Origin of the sequence: Agrobacterium sp. 10MFCol1.1 (genome assembly GCF_000381165.1) — a bacterium.
GTDB classification, from domain to species: Bacteria; Pseudomonadota; Alphaproteobacteria; order Rhizobiales; family Rhizobiaceae; genus Agrobacterium; species Agrobacterium tumefaciens.
In genome coordinates, this window is record NZ_KB906074.1 from 325487 (window position 1) to 343466 (window position 17980).

Annotated in this window: 18 protein-coding genes; 9 read left to right on the top strand and 9 right to left on the bottom strand. The window is 58.9% G+C overall.

The annotated features are described in order from the left end of the window. The first annotated feature begins 3 nt into the window (after positions 1–3). From F617_RS28680 to F617_RS0109935, 3 genes are all read left to right on the top strand, one after another. Entirely contained in the window at positions 4–159 is a 156-nt protein-coding gene (locus tag F617_RS28680; protein ID WP_019565203.1) for a hypothetical protein, read from the top strand. A gap of 383 nt (positions 160–542) precedes the next feature. Then, entirely contained in the window at positions 543–2393 is a 1851-nt protein-coding gene (locus F617_RS0109930) for an ABC transporter ATP-binding protein (protein ID WP_003513520.1), read from the top strand. A 252-nt stretch (positions 2394–2645) separates the two neighbouring features. After that, on the top strand, positions 2646–4622 hold the full coding sequence (locus tag F617_RS0109935) for an ABC transporter ATP-binding protein (RefSeq protein WP_003513518.1): 1977 nt from the start codon (positions 2646–2648) through the stop codon (positions 4620–4622). 13 nt (positions 4623–4635) lie between these two features. Here F617_RS0109935 and F617_RS0109940 read toward each other — a convergent pair whose 3' ends face one another. Further along, positions 4636–5568: an endonuclease/exonuclease/phosphatase family protein gene (locus tag F617_RS0109940; protein ID WP_019565204.1), complete on the bottom strand. Its 933-nt coding sequence runs from the start codon at positions 5566–5568 to the stop codon at positions 4636–4638. Between the two features lie 310 nt (positions 5569–5878). Here F617_RS0109940 and petA point away from each other — a divergent pair, with 310 nt between their 5' ends. From petA to F617_RS0109970, 5 genes are all read left to right on the top strand, one after another. Further along, the gene (gene petA / locus F617_RS0109950; protein ID WP_003513514.1) at positions 5879–6457 is read left to right on the top strand and encodes a ubiquinol-cytochrome c reductase iron-sulfur subunit; all 579 of its coding nucleotides are present in this window, start codon (positions 5879–5881) and stop codon (positions 6455–6457) included. Positions 6458–6471: 14 nt separating this feature from the next. Then, positions 6472–7755, top strand: a complete 1284-nt coding sequence (locus F617_RS0109955) for a cytochrome b N-terminal domain-containing protein (RefSeq protein ID WP_019565206.1) — start codon at positions 6472–6474, stop codon at positions 7753–7755. A gap of 22 nt (positions 7756–7777) precedes the next feature. Next, on the top strand, positions 7778–8662 hold the full coding sequence (locus tag F617_RS0109960; protein WP_003513510.1) for a cytochrome c1: 885 nt from the start codon (positions 7778–7780) through the stop codon (positions 8660–8662). 79 nt (positions 8663–8741) lie between these two features. Continuing rightward, positions 8742–9134, top strand: a complete 393-nt coding sequence (locus tag F617_RS0109965) for a GFA family protein (RefSeq protein WP_019565207.1) — start codon at positions 8742–8744, stop codon at positions 9132–9134. A 90-nt stretch (positions 9135–9224) separates the two neighbouring features. Beyond that, complete coding sequence (locus tag F617_RS0109970) at positions 9225–9767, top strand: adenine phosphoribosyltransferase (RefSeq protein ID WP_019565208.1); 543 nt, start codon at positions 9225–9227, stop codon at positions 9765–9767. Positions 9768–9780: 13 nt separating this feature from the next. Here the strand turns inward: F617_RS0109970 and F617_RS0109975 are convergent, their stop codons facing one another. From F617_RS0109975 to ychF, 4 genes are all read right to left on the bottom strand, one after another. Continuing rightward, entirely contained in the window at positions 9781–10416 is a 636-nt protein-coding gene (locus tag F617_RS0109975) for a bifunctional 2-polyprenyl-6-hydroxyphenol methylase/3-demethylubiquinol 3-O-methyltransferase UbiG (RefSeq protein WP_019565209.1), read from the bottom strand. 63 nt (positions 10417–10479) lie between these two features. Continuing rightward, the gene (locus tag F617_RS0109980; protein WP_003513502.1) at positions 10480–10947 is read right to left on the bottom strand and encodes a MaoC family dehydratase; all 468 of its coding nucleotides are present in this window, start codon (positions 10945–10947) and stop codon (positions 10480–10482) included. Continuing rightward, on the bottom strand, positions 10944–11417 hold the full coding sequence (locus F617_RS0109985) for a MaoC family dehydratase (RefSeq protein ID WP_019565210.1): 474 nt from the start codon (positions 11415–11417) through the stop codon (positions 10944–10946). The genes F617_RS0109980 and F617_RS0109985 overlap by 4 nt, the downstream gene beginning before the upstream one ends. Before the next feature lie 318 nt (positions 11418–11735). Next, positions 11736–12839, bottom strand: coding sequence for a redox-regulated ATPase YchF (gene ychF, locus F617_RS0109990; protein ID WP_003513497.1), 1104 nt, complete (start codon positions 12837–12839; stop codon positions 11736–11738). A gap of 253 nt (positions 12840–13092) precedes the next feature. Between ychF and clpS the strand changes: the two genes are divergently transcribed. Then, complete coding sequence (gene clpS / locus F617_RS0109995) at positions 13093–13404, top strand: ATP-dependent Clp protease adapter ClpS (RefSeq protein WP_003513495.1); 312 nt, start codon at positions 13093–13095, stop codon at positions 13402–13404. Between the two features lie 11 nt (positions 13405–13415). On the opposite strand, the gene F617_RS0110000 is transcribed toward clpS, so the two are convergent. The 4 genes from F617_RS0110000 to F617_RS0110015 all read right to left on the bottom strand — a co-directional run bounded on the left by F617_RS0110000 (position 13416) and on the right by F617_RS0110015 (position 17808). Next, positions 13416–13868, bottom strand: coding sequence for a GNAT family N-acetyltransferase (locus F617_RS0110000; RefSeq protein WP_026330767.1), 453 nt, complete (start codon positions 13866–13868; stop codon positions 13416–13418). 6 nt (positions 13869–13874) lie between these two features. Then, entirely contained in the window at positions 13875–14591 is a 717-nt protein-coding gene (gene pth, locus F617_RS0110005; protein ID WP_003513491.1) for an aminoacyl-tRNA hydrolase, read from the bottom strand. Between the two features lie 102 nt (positions 14592–14693). Beyond that, positions 14694–15407, bottom strand: coding sequence for an ABC transporter substrate-binding protein (locus F617_RS0110010; protein WP_019565212.1), 714 nt, complete (start codon positions 15405–15407; stop codon positions 14694–14696). A gap of 16 nt (positions 15408–15423) precedes the next feature. After that, positions 15424–17808, bottom strand: coding sequence for a bifunctional diguanylate cyclase/phosphodiesterase (locus F617_RS0110015; RefSeq protein ID WP_019565213.1), 2385 nt, complete (start codon positions 17806–17808; stop codon positions 15424–15426). Between the last annotated feature and the right edge of the window lie 172 nt (positions 17809–17980).

Consider the following 17980-nt stretch of genomic DNA (forward strand, 5'->3'; position numbering starts at 1 on the left):
ATCATGTCCGAACGGGCGAATTTCGTCCATTTGACCGACCTGCATGTGGGCAATCCGCAGGTGCAGGACGATGATATTTATTCCGACACCTCGGCCACGCTGGCCGATACTCTGGCGCAGATCAAGGCGCTCGGGCAGGCGCAGGACGCCGCCGAGTAAGCTGCGTATCCAGGCCTTACAACGGGCGGAGACCTTTGCCGGGTCTTCTCCGCCCGTTCGGCAGAATCGGTCGCAATCGAGAGCTTTTCTGACGCGTTCGGTATCTTTGCGGCTGGTCAACGATTAATTTTTGCGCTACAAGGCGACATCTTCAACACCAGCTAGGGAGGTTCTGATGCAAAATGACATTCGTATTCGCCTCCCGGCCCCAGTAGTGCCGCTGCTGGCCTAGGTGTTACCCCCGCGGTTCGACCGCGTTTCCCATAGTCTGATTCGTCATGTGGCTGTTGCGGCCATATCCAATACTTTTCTGTTCCGTCGTGAGCCATATTTGCGTTTGCTCACGTTTCACGATGGGGCGATTGCTTGCCGGAGCTTGGCCTATGTTTGGCTGGTTTGAAAAACGCCTTGATCCTTTTCCCTCTTCGGCGCCGTCTGTGCCGCCGAAGAAGCTTTTGCCGTTCGTGTGGCATTATGTGCAGCCCGCATGGCCGTGGCTCCTGCTGCTCGGCCTGATGTCCATGGGCATCGCCGTTGCGGAAGCCATGCTCTACAAATTCCTCGGCAGCATCGTTGACTGGCTTTCCACGGCCAATCGAGAGACGTTCTTTGCCGATGAGGGCTGGCATCTGATGGTCATGGCTGGGCTCGTGCTCTTCCTGCTGCCACTGATGGGCGCTATCCACACCATGACGATGCACCAGACGCTTGCCGGCAATTTCGGCATGATCGCGCGCTGGAAGATGCATCGTTTCCTGCTGCGCCACTCCATGAACTTTTTCGCCAACGAATTTGCAGGCCGGGTTTCGACCAAGGTGATGCAGACGGCGCTGGCGATCCGCGAAGTGGCGCTGAAGGTGATCGACGTGTTCGTCTACGCTATCAGCTTCGTCGTCTCGATGCTGTTCATGGTTGCGGCCGCAGACTGGCGGCTGGTCATTCCGCTGCTGGTGTGGCTCGGCATATATATGGGTATCCTCACCTATTTCGTGCCGAAACTCGGCCGGCTCGCACAGGAGCAGGCCGATGCGCGCTCGATGATGACGGGGCGTATCGTCGACAGCTATACAAACATCTCGACGATCAAGCTGTTTTCGCATGCGGGTCGCGAGGAAAGATATGCGCGTGAGGGCATGAACGTGTTTCTCGGAACCGTTCACCGCCAGATGCGCAAGATTTCCGGCTTCAACATCCTGATCGACCTCAACAATGCGGTCGTGCTGTTTTCCACGGCCTCGCTCGGTCTTTATTTCTGGATGCAGGGTTCGGTCACGGCCGGCTCGGTTGCCATTGCCATAAGCCTTGCCATGCGCGTCAACGGCATGTCGCAATGGATCATGTGGGAAGTCACCTCGCTGTTCGAAAACATCGGCACCGTCTATGACGGCATGTCGATGATGACGAAGCCGCACGATATCGTCGATGCTCCGAAGGCGCCGCAGCTTGCGGCACCGCAGGGCGCGATCCGTTATGATAACGTCCGCTTCCACTACGGCAAGAACAAGGGCGTGATCGACGGGCTGACGCTGGATATCAAGTCGGGCGAGAAGGTCGGTTTGGTCGGGCGTTCCGGTGCGGGCAAGACGACGCTGATGAACCTGCTCCTGCGTTTCTACGATCTGGAAGCGGGCAAGATCACCATCGACGGGCAGGACATCTCCAAGGTGTCGCAGGACAGCCTGCGCGAGTTGATTGGTGTGGTGACGCAGGATACTTCGCTGCTGCACCGTTCGATCCGCGACAACATCGCCTATGGCCATCCCGAGGCCACCGACGAGCAGGTGATCGCGGCGGCAAAGCGGGCGAATGCCTGGGACTTCGTGGAAACGCTTGTCGATATGCATGGCCGCCAGGGTCTCGATGCCCAGGTGGGCGAACGCGGTGTAAAGCTGTCCGGTGGCCAGCGTCAGCGTATCGCCATTGCCCGCGTGTTCCTCAAGAACGCGCCGATCCTGGTACTTGATGAGGCGACCTCGGCGCTCGACTCGGAAGTCGAGGCGGCGATTCAGGAAAACCTGTTCTCGCTGATGGAAGGCAAGACGGTTATCGCGATCGCCCACCGCCTGTCGACGCTGACCGAAATGGACCGGCTCATCATCCTCGACAAGGGCCAGATCGTGGAATCGGGCAGCCATGCTGAACTGGCGGCGATGGGCGGTATCTATGCCGATCTATGGCGGCGCCAGTCCGGCGGCTTCATCGCCGACCACGAAGCGGAAGTGGCTGCCGAGTAAGGAGAGCTCGAAGGGCGGGAAGCATGGTTTCCCGCCCTTTCGTTTGCGGTTCACGTTTATCTATGTAGGCGAGTTAAACCTCTCCTCCGTCATGCCGGCCTTGAGCCGGTTTCCAGTCACGGCGCGTCTGCGCCGTGACTGGAGTCTCCGCGATCAAAGACTTGAATCGCGCTTTATCCCGGATCTAGCCCTTGGTGACGGAGTGAGGATGCTGCGAGTGCGCAAAATCCAGGTGGATCTATCCAGAGCCCGGTGGAACATTCTTCGCCCTTTTTCATTTCCCGAACGTTACCGAAATATAATCTCTTCCCGAACGCTCTGCGGCTGTTCCCGCTCCGGGAATCCGCCTATATCCGGATCATGGTCATTACCCGCATCTTCGAGTTTTTCGAGAACTGGATAAAGCCCTTCGCCCGCAAGGACGATTTGCGGCCGCCGGAAAAGACGTCCGGTTTCATCTGGTTCTATATCTCGCAGGCCAAGGCGCCGTTTCTTGCCATGCTGGTGCTGGGCGGGTTGACGGCTGCCATTGAGGCTGCGCTTTTCTGGTTCGTCGGGCGGCTGGTCGACATTCTCTCGACCGTCAAGCCGGAAGAGGGCTGGGCTGGACTGCTGGCAGCCCATGGCGGCGAACTCGTCGGCATGCTGGTGTTGATCGGCATCGTGCGTTTTATCGTCACCATGGTGACCGCGCTGGTGGACCAACAGATCATCACGCCCGGCTTTTACAATCTGGTGCGGTGGCAATCCTATATGCATGTGGCGCGGCAATCGCTGACCTTTTTCCAGAATGATTTTTCCGGCCGCATCGTCACCAAGGTCTGGTCGGGCGGGCAGGCGGCAGGCGATCTTGTCACGTCGCTGATGGAAAGCGTCTGGTTCGTCGGCATCTACTCCGTCTCGATGCTGCTGCTGATCGGCGGACTGGACTGGCGGCTTGCCGTCGTCGTCCTCGTCTGGGTGCTGATCTTCTCGCTGCTGGCGCGTTATTTCGTGCCGCGCATCCGCTCCCATTCGAAAGAAACGGCGGAGGCAGCCTCCATGCTTTCCGGCCGGATGGTGGATGCATACAGCAATATCCAGACGCTCAGGCTGTTCGGGCGCGACGATGCCAATGACCGCTACATGCGGCAGGGCTTCGATATCTTCCAGAACGCCACGATGACGTTCACGCGGTTCATCACCGGTGTGCGCGCCTCCATGGCGCTGCTGTCTGGTGTGATGATCACGTCGATGGCGGCGCTGTGTATCGACCTTTGGCTGTCCGGCAAGATCAGTTCCGGCGCTGTCGCCTTCACGCTGGCACTGGTTCTGCGCCTCAACTTCCTGCTCGGGCGATTGATGACGCAGTTCAACGGCATCATGCGCAATTTCGGCACGGTGCAGAATGCGGCGGAGCTGATTTCGCAGCCGATCGGCCTCGTGGACGCGCCGGATGCGACAGTGCTGGACGTGAAAAGTCCAAGTATCCGCTTCGAAAACGTCAGCTTCCATTATGGGCGGGCGAACGGGGTCATCGACAATCTTAATCTCGATATCAAGGCGGGGGAGAAGGTCGGTATCGTCGGACGCTCCGGCGCGGGCAAATCCACCCTCGTCAATCTGCTGTTGCGGTTTTACGATGTCGAGAAAGGCCGCATCCTCATTGACGGGCAGGATATCGCCAAGGTCACCCAGGAATCACTGCGCGCCCATATCGGCATGGTCACGCAGGATACGTCGCTGCTGCACCGTTCTATCAGAGACAACATCATGTTCGGGCGCACGGATGCCACCGAAGCGCAATTGCTGGAGGCGACGCGCCGGGCCAAGGCGGATGAGTTCATTGCACGGCTGGAAGACCAGCGCGGCCGCACGGGTTTCGACGCGCATGTCGGCGAACGCGGCGTGAAATTGTCCGGCGGCCAACGCCAGCGCATCGCCATTGCCCGCGTGATGCTGAAGGATGCGCCGATCCTCGTCCTCGACGAGGCGACGTCTGCGCTTGATTCGGAAGTAGAAGCGGCGATCCAGAGCAATCTGGATGAGTTGATGCAGGGCAAGACAGTGCTGGCCATTGCCCACCGTCTTTCAACAATTGCTGCTCTCGACCGGCTGATCGTCATGGATCAGGGCCGTATCGTCGAGCAGGGCAGCCATTCAGATCTCGTCTCGCAGGGCAGACTTTATTCGGAACTCTGGGCGCGACAGTCGGGCGGCTTCCTTGCTGTGGACGAGGCGGCCCAATAGGGTCTTTCGGCAGCTATTTCCCTATCATGAAATCCGCCATCAGGCCGAAATGATTGGAACCGAGGCTGTCGGGCAGACGGGTGGTTTTCAAGAGCGTGGCCGGTTCGCGGGCGAAGATATGGTCGATGGCGATGCCGAAGCGACCTGCCTTCGTCGGCCATGTGGCGGGTTCCCATGGCGCTTTCTTCAGGTCGTTGGCGGCGAGGAAGTCGCGCATGTCGGGAGCGATGCTGGCCGAATTGAAATCTCCGGCCAGAATGAGCGGCCCGGTGACACGAAAGAGAATTTCGCTGACTTCGTCCAGCTCGTCCCGGTGATAGTCGTCGAAATAGGGTTTGGTGATGTGACCTGCAGCGAGCGTCAGCTTCGTGCCATCTAAATCGATGCTGGCGATGGCGAAACGGTCGCGGCGCAGATCGCTGAGGCTATGGAAACGGCCCTCCAGCAGCGGCCGCTTCGACAGGATCAAAAGATCACAGGTCGGTGTTCCCGTATAGCAGCCAAGCCTGTGGGGGTAGGTTTGCTGCAGACGCGGCAGAACCGATTCCAGCGCAGCCGCCTCGAACAGATAGACAGCATCCGCGTCTGATTCGAGAATCCTGTCGGCAATCGCATCCGCATTGGCGGCGTTATCCATCAATACGTTGAAGGACAACAGCCGGAAGGGTCTGGCGCCAGGTGCCGCATTGGCGCTTGTCGAGAATTCCATGAGCATGGCGACGGCGTGGATGGCGAGTGCAAGCGACCAGATGATGAGGAAAGCGGAAATCGCGTCACGCGTCAGCCAAAATACCAGGCATGACAGCAGGATACAGACGAAGGCGATGTGAAGCTGGAAACTTGTGACGAAGGCTAAAAGCCAGAAATCCGTCACATAACGCAGGCTGGCGATGAAAAGTACGGCAGCCACGACCGTGGAGACCATGCACGAGAGCTTCGCCGTCATCCGAATCCCTGCTTTCCAAGCTCTCCCTTGATGTCTCGTAACATGCCGCAAGGGTGGGCACAATGTTGCCCGCTTGCCGGGGCTCAGGAAAAAATGAGAAACAAATCCGCCCCTTCTGGCAGAATTACGGCAGCTTTGTGTGCTTTGCTCTTGCCAAGTCAGTCAATATTTTGCGATCAAACAGAATGACGCGGTTTCTCAAACGCCGCGAGGATGACCGAGACGGTGGGACGGAGATTGTCTTGGATCAAATCATAGCGGGAGGACTCATGCGATTTACGGCAAAAACAGCGCAGAGGATGGTGTAGCGGTGAGCGAGCACGTAACCAATCACGACGCCTCGGGTGAACCGACCCGTCGCGATTTTCTTTATCTAGTAACCGGAATGACGGGCGCCGTTGGTGCCGCCGCAGTGGCGTGGCCCTTTATCGACCAGATGCGTCCAGACGCATCGACGCTGGCGCTTGCCTCCATCGAGGTGAATGTCGCGGCGGTCGAGCCGGGCATGTCGCTGACCGTAAAGTGGCGCGGCAAGCCGATTTTCATCCGTAACCGCACGGAGAAGGAAATCGGCGAAGCCAATGCGGTCGCTCTTGCCGATCTCAAGGATCCGGTGGCGCGCAACGCCAACATTGCCCCCGACGCGCAGGCGACGGACATTGACCGTTCCGCCGGTCAGGGCAAAGAAAACTGGATCGTCATGATCGGTTCCTGCACCCATCTCGGTTGCGTTCCGCTCGGCCAGGCCGGCGATTTCGGCGGTTGGTTCTGTCCCTGCCATGGCTCGCATTACGATACGGCGGGCCGCATACGTAAGGGCCCGGCGCCGCAGAACCTCGCCATCCCGACATTTGCATTCACATCCGATACCGTGATCAAGATCGGATAAGGGGACAGATATTTATGAGTGGTCATTCCAGTTATCAGCCGTCCACCGGCATCGAGAGGTGGATCGATTCGCGGCTTCCCTTGCCGCGCATGATCTATGACAGCTTCGTTGCCTATCCTGTCCCGCGTAATCTGAACTACGCCTACACATTCGGCGCGATGCTGGCTGTCATGCTGATCGTGCAGATCCTCACCGGCGTCGTGCTTGCCATGCATTACGCCGCTGAAACGACGGTTGCCTTCAATTCCGTCGAAAAGATCATGCGCGACGTCAACCACGGCTGGCTGTTGCGCTACATGCACGCCAACGGTGCGTCGTTCTTCTTCATCGCGGTTTACCTGCACATCGCCCGTGGACTTTATTACGGCTCCTACAAGGCGCCACGCGAAATCCTCTGGATTCTCGGCTGCGTGATCTACCTCCTGATGATGGCGACGGGCTTCATGGGCTACGTGCTGCCGTGGGGCCAGATGTCCTTCTGGGGCGCCACGGTCATCACCGGCTTTTTCTCGGCTTTCCCGGGTATAGGTGAGTGGATTCAGCAGTTCCTGCTCGGCGGCTTTGCGGTGGACAATCCGACGCTCAACCGCTTCTTCGCGCTCCACTACCTGCTGCCCTTCATGATCGCGGGTGTCGTCATCCTGCATATCTGGGCGCTGCATGTGACCGGCCAGACCAATCCGACCGGTGTGGAAGTGAAGAGCAAGACCGATACGGTACCCTTCACGCCCTATGCGACGTTGAAGGATGCACTCGGCGTTTCGGTGTTCCTCATCGCTTATGCGTGGTTCGTCTTCTACATGCCGAACTTCCTCGGCCACCCTGATAACTACATCATGGCGGATCCGTTGAAGACACCGGCGCATATCGTGCCCGAATGGTATTATCTGCCGTTCTACGCGATGCTGCGCGCCATCACCTTCAATATCGGGCCGATCGATTCCAAGCTCGGTGGCGTTCTCGTCATGTTCGGCGCAATCATCGTGCTGTTCTTCCTGCCCTGGCTCGATACCTCGAAGGTTCGCTCCGCCGTCTATCGTCCCTGGTACAAGCTGTTCTTCTGGCTGTTCGTGGTCAACGCCATCCTGCTCGGCTGGCTGGGTTCGCGTCCGGCGGAAGGCCTTTATGTCATCATGTCGCAGATCGGCACGCTTTATTACTTCGGTTTCTTTCTCGTCATCATGCCGATCCTCGGTCTGGTCGAAACGCCGCGGCGTATTCCGAATTCGATTACCGAGGCCGTTCTGGAAAAGAACGCCGCCAAGAAGACTGCCGCGCCAGCGGCCGCCCAAGTCTGAGCGCGAAGGAAGGATGACGACAATGAAGAAGCTTGTAACGAGCATCGCGCTTATCGCTGCCATCGGCTGTTCCGCCGCCGCTTTTGCGGCGGAGGAGAGCCACGATCTCGCCACCAAGACCGAGCATGCGATCGCCGGCGGTCACTTCCCGGTCATCAAGCCCGAGGAGCAGAGCTGGTCTTTTGCCGGACCTTTCGGCAAATACGACAAGGGCCAGCTGCAGCGCGGCCTGAAGGTCTACAAGGAAGTCTGCTCTGCCTGCCATTCGATGAGCCTCGTTTCCTTCCGCACGCTGGGCGATCTCGGTTATTCGGAAGAGCAGGTGAAGGCCTTTGCTGCGGAATATGAAGTGCAGGACGGGCCGAACGCCGACGGCGAAATGTATAATCGCAAGGCTGTGCCTTCCGACCATTTCCCCTCGCCATTCCCGAACCATGAGGCGGCTGCTGCTGCCAATGGCGGAGCTGCACCACCGGACATGTCGCTGCTTGCCAAGGCGCGCGGCGTGGAGCGTGGCTTCCCGCAATTCGTCATCGACATGATTCCGATCATCGGCGGTTATCAGGAAGGCGGCCCGGACTACATCCATGCGCTGCTGACCGGATACCAGGACGCGCCTGCCGGCGTTGAAGTGTCGGAAGGCACGCATTTCAACCCGTATTTCGCCAGTGCCGTGGCGCTGAAGATGGCGCCGCCGATCAGCGCCGATCAGGTGACCTATGACGATGGTGCACCGCAGACGGTGGATCAATATTCCAAGGACGTGTCCGCTTTCCTGATGTGGGCCGCAGAACCGCATCTGGAAGCACGCAAGCGCACCGGCTTCATGGTCATGGTGTTCCTGTTCATCTTCACGGCGCTGATCTATCTTACCAAGAAATCGGTCTACGCCAACAAGGAACATTGAGCGGCTTCAAATGCCTGCAATCGTTGGCCCCCATGGTCCTGCCCTGGGGGCCTTTTCATGTGTCGAAGGAGGATGAGAAATGGCGAAAGTCCGGAGCGGTGGCTGCCTGTGCGGTTCCGTCCGTTTCGAGGCCACGGGTGAACCCGACAATCCGCACCGCTGCTCCTGCGATATCTGCCAGCGGCATTCCGGCGCTTCCAGCCTTGCCTGGGTGGAGTTTGCGAGCGATGCAGTGGTCTGGACGGGAGAGGGCGGTGCGCCCATGGTTTTCCGGTCTTCAGATTATTCCAGCCGCGCGTTTTGCGCGGTCTGCGGCAGCACGCTTGGCGCCATCGACGATTCACCGACTGTCGCCCTCGTTTCCGGCTCTTTTGACGACAGAAATGACGAGGCGCTACGGCCTCTGTCGCATTCCTTCGCGGATGTATGCCCGGTCTGGGCGCGGATCGAGGGAATGTCGGGGCAGGATTGAGCGGCGGTCCTTTTTAGTTGGTCCGCAGCCACCAAGTTGATAGGGTGGCCCGAACCTTCTGATCCATTTCCCAATCTAACTGGAAATACCATGACCGTTATCGCTTCGGAGCTTTCCGCTGCTATCCGCTCCATTCCCGACTATCCGAAGCCGGGCATCATCTTCAGGGACATCACGACTCTGCTTGGCAATCCGCGCGCTTTCCGCCGTGCCGTGGACGAGCTTGTGCAGCCCTATGCGGGAACGAAGATCGACAAGATCGCCGGCATGGAAGCGCGTGGCTTCATTCTGGGCGGAGCGGTGGCGCACCAGCTTTCCGCCGGTTTCGTGCCTATCCGCAAGAAAGGCAAGCTGCCGCACACCACCGTGCGCGTGGCCTACAGCCTTGAATACGGCGTTGACGAAATGGAAATGCATGTGGATGCCGTGCAGCCGGGCGAAAAGGTCATTCTGGTCGACGACCTGATCGCGACTGGCGGCACCGCCGAAGGTGCGGTGAAACTCTTGCGGCAGATGGGCGCGGAAATCGTTTCGGCCTGCTTCGTCATCGACCTGCCCGATCTCGGCGGCCGCAGGAAGCTGGAAGACCTCGGTGTGGAAGTGCGGACACTGGTGGAGTTTTCGGGGCATTGAGGCCGGTTTCCGGCTAGGAATGTTGCGACAGGCCGGTGTTTTGTCCGGTCTTTCGTAGTGCGATCCATGTCCAGTGGACGCCCATGGCGCGATTACCCGCCTGAATGGAGGCAACTTCTACCTGTCGTATCAACGTGAATCCCAGACGGGCTGCATTGCCCGTCGTTTCCGCTGGTGAAATGGAAAAAGCACGGCGGCCTTCGGGTGCGGGGCCGTGACGCAGGGACATGATCAGCAATCCGCCCTCTGCCGTCATCTCCGAGAGGCTTTCCATGGCGGTCTGCCGTGCCTCGTCATCGATATGGTGCCAGACGCCGCACAGCGTAACCAGATCGAACGGGCCGTGACGGCGCGCTTTCATCAGATCGGGCAAACAGTCGTCAAGCCAGGTTATCTTGTGCGAGAGGTGCAATCTCTTTCCGGGTTCACGCAGTTCCTTGACCGGCTCTATCGCCAGAACATCATGGCCGCATTCGGCAAACCAGGCGGCATCGCGACCGGTGCCGCTGCCAATATCCGCGACGCGGGCCGGTGTGACCGGCAACAGATCGATGACCGGTGCGTAGATTTCCCGGCAATCCAGTCCATCGAACCTGGCAATCAGGTCCGGCGTTGCCGCTTCAGCATAACCCTGTAGGATATCGTTCATTCTTGCCTTCCCGCCTCGATGCCGATTCCGAGGGTATCGCGAGCGGGCTATCTCGGCCAGCCGCTATTCGAACTCCAGAACCCCGCTCTGGAAGGTCATCACGGTTTCTCCGGACTGGTTCACGCCCTCGTTGAAGGTGGTGTTCAGCCAAACCCCGGCTCTTGATTCCAGCGGTCGGGCATCGAGCAAGGTGACGAAATAGGTCACGTCGTCTCCGGCGAAAACCGGCTTTTTCCATTTGAGTTCACGAAAGCCGGGGGAGGGGCCGAGTTTCGGCGGCTCAAGGCCAAGTTGTTTCAGCCTCTTCACTTCCTTGCCCCAATGGGAAAGGAAACATTTCATCCAGCCAGCGCCGGTGTGCCAACCGGAAGCGCAGAGCGCTCCGAAGACGCTGTTTTTCGCCGCTTCGGCATCGAGATGAAAGGGCTGCGGATCGAAATCGCGGGCGAAACGGACAATGTCTTCGGCGGAAAAATGCAATGTGTCGAGGGTGACGCGTTCGCCGATCGGGGAAAGTTCTGCCAGTCTCATGCCGCAAGGCCTCCGTCCGCACGCATCAGGAACATCACGGTGTTTTCGCCGTGCGATACCAGAACGCCGCGCTGGTTATAAAGCTCATGGCGAAACTTCACGAGGCCGATGCCGGGGCGTGAGCTGGAGATGCGCTGTTCCAGAACAATGGATTTTCCCGAAAGCGTATCGCCAGCCAGAACCGGCTTTTTCCAGTCGACATAATCGATGCCGGGGCTGCCTTGTGATGTCGAATCGCTGATATAGCTCTCTGCCATCATTCGCATCAGCAGGGCGCAGGTGTGCCAGCCGGATGCCGCCAGCCCGCCGAGAATGCTCTGGCGGCCAGCCTCTTCGGACAGGTGCATGGGCTGGGGGTCGAACTCGCTGGCGAATTCGATGATTTGTGCTGCAGAAATCGATTGCGGTCCCAGGGGAAATTCCCGTCCGACGGAAAAATCCTCATAGGCATATGTCGCGACCGGCGCCATGGCTTCCTCCCTTGCCTAGTCGATGTCACCGGCATCTAAAATGATTTTTCCCTTTACGTAAAGGTCAAATCGAGAGTGCGTTTGCGGTGTAGGGAGATGCTATTGAGAGAGCGAGTGCGGCATGCTGCCTTCTCGAAGAGGAGGAGAAGGTCGCGATAGCGGAATGAGGGCAAGGGTCGTGTAATTCGCCAGCCTTGCCCCCTCATCCGATCCTCCGGGCTATCTTCCCCCGCCGGGGAGAAGAAACAAGCCACGGTGTGTCACTTCGGTCAGCGAGTCAAAAGACGCGATGTGACCGCCGCCGCGCTCAAGACTAGATCAGGTATTAAAGCGGAAGTGGATGACGTCGCCGTCCTGGACGACATATTCCTTGCCTTCGTCGCGTCCCTTGCCGGCTTCCTTGGCACCAACTTCGCCCTTGTAGGCGATGTAGTCGTCATAGGCGATGGTAAAGGCGCGGATGAAGCCGCGTTCGAAATCGGTATGGATGACGCCGGCGGCAGCGGGCGCTTTGGTGCCGCGCACGATCGTCCAGGCGCGCGTTTCCTTCGGGCCGACGGTGAAATAGGTGATGAGGTCGAGCAAGTGATAGCCGGCGCGGATCAACCGGTCGAGACCGGCTTCGGTGAGCCCGAGGGCTGAGAGGAATTCTTCGGCTTCATCGGCCGGAAGCTGCGCGACTTCGGCCTCGATCGCCGCCGAGATGATCACGCATTCGGCGCCCTGTTGCTTTGCCATCTCCGCGACAGCCGCGGTGTGCTCGTTGCCGGTGGATGCGTCGGCTTCCGAGACGTTGCAGACATAAAGCACCGGGTGCGACGTCAGGAGATTGAGGCCCTTGAGGATTTCGATTTCCTCGTCCGCCAGTGTCTTCAAAAGCAGACGTGCCGGTTTTCCGTCGTTTAGCAGAGCAATTACGGCTTCCATCACCGGCAGTTGGGCCAAGGATTCCTTGTCCTTGCTGGTGGCGCGCTTGCGCGTCTGCTCGACACGGCGTTCCAGGCTTTCGAGGTCGGCGAGCATCAGTTCCGTCTCGATCGTGTCGGCATCGCCAACCGGATTGATGCGGCCTTCCACATGGGTGATGTCGTCGTCCTCGAAGCAGCGCAGCACATGCACGACGGCATCGACTTCGCGGATATTGGCGAGGAACTTGTTGCCGAGACCTTCACCCTTCGATGCGCCGCGCACCAGGCCGGCAATGTCCACGAAGGAAATGCGGGTCGGAATGATTTCCTTCGATCCGGCAATGGCCGCGAGCTGCTGCATGCGGGGGTCCGGCACGGCAACTTCGCCGGTGTTGGGCTCGATGGTGCAGAAGGGATAGTTGGCGGCCTGCGCGGCCGCCGTTTTCGTCAGCGCGTTGAAGAGGGTGGACTTGCCGACATTCGGCAGCCCGACGATACCGCATTTGAAGCCCATGGCTTGAAACCTGTCCGTTTGAAAGAATTCGTTGAGGAGCCTTTTGCGGAAAGGGCAGGGCAAGGTCAAGCCCGGGGGCCGATTTGGGCGGGCAAAGCCCCGCGAATGGCGCGGAATTCTGCGCGAGTGCGGGGCCGGGGTTGTCGATGCTGCGGTTGCGGCGCAATATGCGCCGGTCGAGCAACCGATCTTTCGTCATCAACGGGGATTTTCCCCATGGGCTACAATTGAGTGACAATCACGGGCGACAATGATGAGTGACAGTCCTGTTGATCTCAAACCGAAACCGAAAGTCAAACCGAAGCTGGAGCGGCCTAAGCTCTACAAGGTCATTCTGCTGAATGACGACTATACGCCGCGCGACTTCGTCACCCTGGTGTTGAAGGTCGTCTTCCACATGGGCGAGGACACCGGCCACCGGGTGATGATGACGGCGCATCGCTTCGGAAGCGCGGTCGTCGTTGTCTGCGAGCGCGACATTGCCGAGACCAAGGCCAAGGAGGCGAACGATCTTGGCAAGGAGGCCGGGTTTCCGCTGATGTTCACCACCGAGCCGGAGGAGTGACGGCTTTATGCTCAATCCCGCCGGATCTGAAAACCCGTCTTGTTCTGAATGAAACCGCAGCTTTCGTAGAAGGCATGTACCTCAGGACGCTGCCGGCCGGTCAGCAGCATCACCTTGTAGCAATTTGCGGCAAAGGCGGTCTCGATGGCGTGGCGCACGACTGCGCGGCCATATCCCCGGCCGCGACGGCTTTCCAGCGTCACCACATTTTCGATGAAGGCATAGGGACGGGCAGCGCGCGTCAGGTTCGGGATGACGAGAAGCGTGGCGGTTGCAACGGGTTCCTGGTCTTCCATGGCAAAGAACACGGTGAGGCCGGGTTGGCCGAGCATGGCGACGAAAACCGTGCTTGCCTCTTGCGTCGTCAGTTGCGGGTCCGAAGGGTTCAGCGCCTGGTAAAGTTCGAGCAGTTTCGGCAGATCGTCCGGGCCAGCTTTGCGAAGGCTCATGGTCTCTGAAGACATCTGCGCTCAATCCTTCTTGCCGAACATCCGCTTCAGCATCTCCGCCATCGGCCCGGTTTCCGGCAGTTTTTTCGGTTGGGCGTTGTTGCGCGCCTGATGGATGTGGGATTGCGCGGCGGGCTTGGCCGCCTTGGCCGGTTTTTCCGTTTCCGGCTTGCTGCCGGTGGCAAGCGCCAGCTTGTTCATCAGCTGCGAATCCTCTGATTTCACCAGCATGGCGGCATTGTCGGCAATGGCGTCCAGCAGCGGATCGAGCCAGACCCGGTCGGTCTTGGCGAAATCACCGAGAACGTGGCCATGCACCCGCTCCTTGTCGCCGGGATGGCCGATGCCGAGGCGCAGGCGGCGGTATTCCTTGCCGCAATGGGCGTCGATCGATTTCAGGCCATTATGGCCGCCATGGCCGCCGCCGGTCTTGATGCGCGCGCGGCCTGCAAGCAAATCGAGTTCATCATGGATGACGATAATGTCTGCCGGTGCAAGCTTGAAGAAACGCATGGCCTCGCCGACGGATTCACCCGACAGGTTCATGTAGGTGAGGGGCTTCATCAGCAGAACTTTCTCACCGCCTATTTCGCCTTCGGAAATCTCCGCCTTGAATTTCCGCGCCCAGGGCGAGAAGGAAGGCAGGCGCTGCAGCGCATCCACGGCCATGAAGCCGATGTTGTGACGGTTTCCCGCATATTGGGCGCCGGGGTTACCAAGGCCTGCGATGATCTTCATGGGGCATGTCCGCTTTTTTGCCTGACGATGCTGTTGTCACCACCCCGAAATGTTCCGGCTGTCAATCTTTTTATGGATTTTTTGGATGTGGCGAGCGGGCGCTCAAGGGCTGACGAGTTTGTAGCGGTCGAATATGCTCTGTTGCGTTCCATCGGCGATCAGTCTGTCCAGGCGCGCCTGCAATTTTGCAATGACCTCGTCTGGAACGCTTTTGTTGCATGCAAGACCCAGCTGTTGCCGCGCCAGCGTTATCACTTCCCTGAACGTGCCTGGGGGTTGGCTTTTGAAAGTGCTTTCCGACATGGGCATCAGGTCGATGCGGCCTGCGTTCAGCTTGTGAAGCGTGATCTGGAAATCAGCACCGACATCCACATGCTCGAAACCGAGGTTGCCAAGAAGGACCTCGGTGTAGTCGCCACGCTGGGTGCCGACCCGGTATTTCCTCGCGTCTTCCAGACTGGAGACGTTGATATCCGCATTCTGGCGCGCCACGAGGATGTTGCGGTCGCTATGGATCGGTGAGACCCATTTGAAAAGCTTTTCCCGTTCGGGCGTTCTCGCCGTGGCAAAGACGCAATGCATGGCTTTCGTTGTGGCCAATGCGATTGCCCGCGCCCAGGGCATGACGGCAACCTCGTAATCGGTGCCGGTATCCTCAAGTACGATCCTGAGCTGGTCGATATAAACGCCCGCCACGCTGCCGTCGTCGTTTTGCAGATTATAAGGCGGGTAAACCTCGGTGGTCAGGAAAAGCTTGGCTGCGCTGGCCGGGCCGGCAAGAGCAAGAAAGATCAGACAAAAGCGGATCAATCCCATGGCTGCTCCCACCCGTTTACGCCTGTCGCGCCGCGGCGCGGTCTGCGCCGTTATCCGCATTCAATGCAGCGATCAGCCGTTCGATGGGCTGCGGTCGCGCAAAATAATAGCCCTGTCCGTAATCCGCGCCTATCACTGTCAGAAGCTCCTTCTGCTCTTCCGTCTCGACGCCTTCGGCGATGACGGAGCAATTCATCTTGTGTGAGATTGCGGCGATACCCTCGACCAGCATGCGGCTGCGCTGCCTTATCTCCACCGTGTCGTCGCAGATCGAGCGCGTGAAGGACTGATCGATCTTGACGATGTCGACCGGAAAGCGGCTGAGATAGCTTAGCGACGAATAACCGGTGCCGAAATCGTCCAGCGCGATGCGGCAGCCCAGCTGGTGAATGGCATTGAGGATCGCCCGGATTTGCGGATCGTCCTTCATGATGACCGCCTCGGTTATCTCGATAATCAGCCGCTTGGGAAGAATGCCGTAGCGGTGAAGGACGCCGGCGATACGGGTCGGCAATCCCGGTTCGAACTGCAGCGGCGAAAAATTCACCGCCACATAGGATTGCTCCATGCCGGGCAGGTGCGACAGTCTGGCCAGATTGGCGATTGACTGGTCGAGGATGACATTGCCGATGCGATGGATGGTGCCGTTTTCTTCCGCAAGGCTGATGATCGTGGCGGGAGAAAGCAATCCCTTTTCCGGATGGTTGAGACGCAACAGCGCCTCGAAACCCGCCGTCTGGCCCGTTGCAAGATCTTGAATCGGCTGGAAATAAGCCTCGAACCAATTGTCGGAAAGCGCCTGCGCGATATCCCGTTCCAGTTCCGCATGTTCGCGCGCCCGGTCCATGATCGAGCTGTCGAAGATCTGCGAGCCGTTCTTGCCCGTTCTCTTGCGGGTATACATGGCCATGTCGGCATTCTGCAAAAGTTCGGACGCGCTTGCGGCATGCAGCGGGTAGATCGCCATGCCGATGCTGGCGCTGAGACGGATGCTGTTGCCTTCGATCTCGAAGGGCGTGTCCAGCATGGTGCAAATCCGCTCGCAGAACAGCTGGGCGCGCTCCTCCACCTTGTCGCCGGCAAGCAGGATGGCGAATTCGTCGCCGCCCAGACGCGATGCGCTGTCCAGCGGTGTCAGCAGTGGTTCGATTTTCAGCGTGAATTCCCGCAGAACCGCATCGCCCGCCGCATGGCCGAGATTGTCGTTGATGGCCTTGAACCGGTCGAGGTCTATGAAAAGGCATGCCAGTTCGCTGCCGTTCCTGTCTGCGTCACGGATCTGCACGTCGAGAATGGCCTCGAAACCCTGGCGATTGAAGAGGCCGGTCAAATGGTCGGAAATAGCCTGCTGGCGGTTGCGCTTTTCCGACTGGCGCAACTCCGTCACGTCAGTCATGACGCAGAGATATGTGCCCTGATGTGCGTTGCCGGAATCAAGGGCTTTTTCAAGGATGAGGGCGTCCATAACGCTGCCATCCATGCAATGAAAACGCACCGTGATACCCGCATGTGCGGCGTCGGGCGAATGTTGCGCCGCCTTGCGCTGCAGGAAAAGGGACCGGTCATCCGGGTGGATGAGGTCGGCGAAATTCAGGCCGAGTATTCTGGCCCGATCATAACCGGTCGCCTGCACCCAATAGTCGCTGACCGCGGCAATCCGGTCGTATCTGTCAAGCGAGAACAGCATGGCGGGTGTGCGATTGTAGATTTCCGTCTTCCGCTCATGGGCATGCTTGATTTCCAGCTCTTCCTTTTCAAGCTGGGTCTGCATTTCGTTGAAGCTTTTTGCCAGCCTGCCGATCTCGTCCTTCGAGCGCCAGTCGACATGGTGGCGGGAGCCGACGCGGCGTGTCGCTTCTATCGCTGCCGCCAGCCGCATCAGCGGGCGGATGACCATGAAGCGGTTGCCGGCGATGGCCGCAAGAACGGTGGTGAGAATGGCGAGAATGAAAATTGTAATGAACGCCAGTTCGGTGCGGCTGAGAGAGGTCAGAAGACCGATATCGTCGTAATAGACTGTCAGTTGCCCGACGGTGACGACACCGTTTGTGGTTTTGTAGGTCACTTCGCGGGTCGTGGAGGCTGCATCCTGAATGATGTCGCTGCCGGCCGTCTGGATGATGTCTAGCTGGCCAGAGGTATCCTTGACCTCTACCATGCGGATCACGGGGTCGGAAACGAGGGTGCCGGTAATCTGATTTATGGTGTCGTCGTCGAGATCCCATAGCGGGCGGGCAAGCGCCTGCGCATTGGTTGACAGCAGGATCTCAAGGTGATTGCGCTGGCTACGGATAGCCTCGTGATAGGAGAGGGTCAGCAAAAGGGTGAAAAGCGGGGCGACCACTGTGAGAAGTGCACCGGAAACAATCGCGATAAAGCGACTTTCGACGGAATGAGCCATGTTCTATTGCAGTACCCTCTACCCCAGATAACTGCGCCCCGTTTCCGCCCCGTCCGGAGAGACATCCTTGAGGTTTTCGGCAACGGCCTTGTATCCTCACTGTATTTCTTCAACCCGTCCGGTGTTTTCACGATAACGCAATGGGCATCGTTTCATGGAATTGTTAATTCAC

What these genes read in the sequence shown, in the direction of transcription:
- F617_RS0109980 (WP_003513502.1), bottom strand. Translation starts at nt 10,947, where the DNA reads ATGAGACTGGCAGAACTTTCCCCGATCGGCGAACGCGTCACCCTCGAC.
- F617_RS0109940 (WP_019565204.1), bottom strand. Translation starts at nt 5,568, where the DNA reads ATGACGGCGAAGCTCTCGTGCATGGTCTCCACGGTCGTGGCTGCCGTA.
- F617_RS0109970 (WP_019565208.1), top strand. Translation starts at nt 9,225, where the DNA reads ATGACCGTTATCGCTTCGGAGCTTTCCGCTGCTATCCGCTCCATTCCC.
- F617_RS0110015 (WP_019565213.1), bottom strand. Translation starts at nt 17,808, where the DNA reads ATGGCTCATTCCGTCGAAAGTCGCTTTATCGCGATTGTTTCCGGTGCA.
- F617_RS0109965 (WP_019565207.1), top strand. Translation starts at nt 8,742, where the DNA reads ATGGCGAAAGTCCGGAGCGGTGGCTGCCTGTGCGGTTCCGTCCGTTTC.
- ychF (WP_003513497.1), bottom strand. Translation starts at nt 12,839, where the DNA reads ATGGGCTTCAAATGCGGTATCGTCGGGCTGCCGAATGTCGGCAAGTCC.
- F617_RS0110000 (WP_026330767.1), bottom strand. Translation starts at nt 13,868, where the DNA reads ATGTCTTCAGAGACCATGAGCCTTCGCAAAGCTGGCCCGGACGATCTG.
- F617_RS0109960 (WP_003513510.1), top strand. Translation starts at nt 7,778, where the DNA reads ATGAAGAAGCTTGTAACGAGCATCGCGCTTATCGCTGCCATCGGCTGT.
- F617_RS0109975 (WP_019565209.1), bottom strand. Translation starts at nt 10,416, where the DNA reads ATGAACGATATCCTACAGGGTTATGCTGAAGCGGCAACGCCGGACCTG.
- clpS (WP_003513495.1), top strand. Translation starts at nt 13,093, where the DNA reads ATGAGTGACAGTCCTGTTGATCTCAAACCGAAACCGAAAGTCAAACCG.
- F617_RS28680 (WP_019565203.1), top strand. Translation starts at nt 4, where the DNA reads ATGTCCGAACGGGCGAATTTCGTCCATTTGACCGACCTGCATGTGGGC.
- F617_RS0109955 (WP_019565206.1), top strand. Translation starts at nt 6,472, where the DNA reads ATGAGTGGTCATTCCAGTTATCAGCCGTCCACCGGCATCGAGAGGTGG.
- pth (WP_003513491.1), bottom strand. Translation starts at nt 14,591, where the DNA reads ATGAAGATCATCGCAGGCCTTGGTAACCCCGGCGCCCAATATGCGGGA.
- F617_RS0109985 (WP_019565210.1), bottom strand. Translation starts at nt 11,417, where the DNA reads ATGGCGCCGGTCGCGACATATGCCTATGAGGATTTTTCCGTCGGACGG.
- F617_RS0109930 (WP_003513520.1), top strand. Translation starts at nt 543, where the DNA reads ATGTTTGGCTGGTTTGAAAAACGCCTTGATCCTTTTCCCTCTTCGGCG.
- F617_RS0110010 (WP_019565212.1), bottom strand. Translation starts at nt 15,407, where the DNA reads ATGGGATTGATCCGCTTTTGTCTGATCTTTCTTGCTCTTGCCGGCCCG.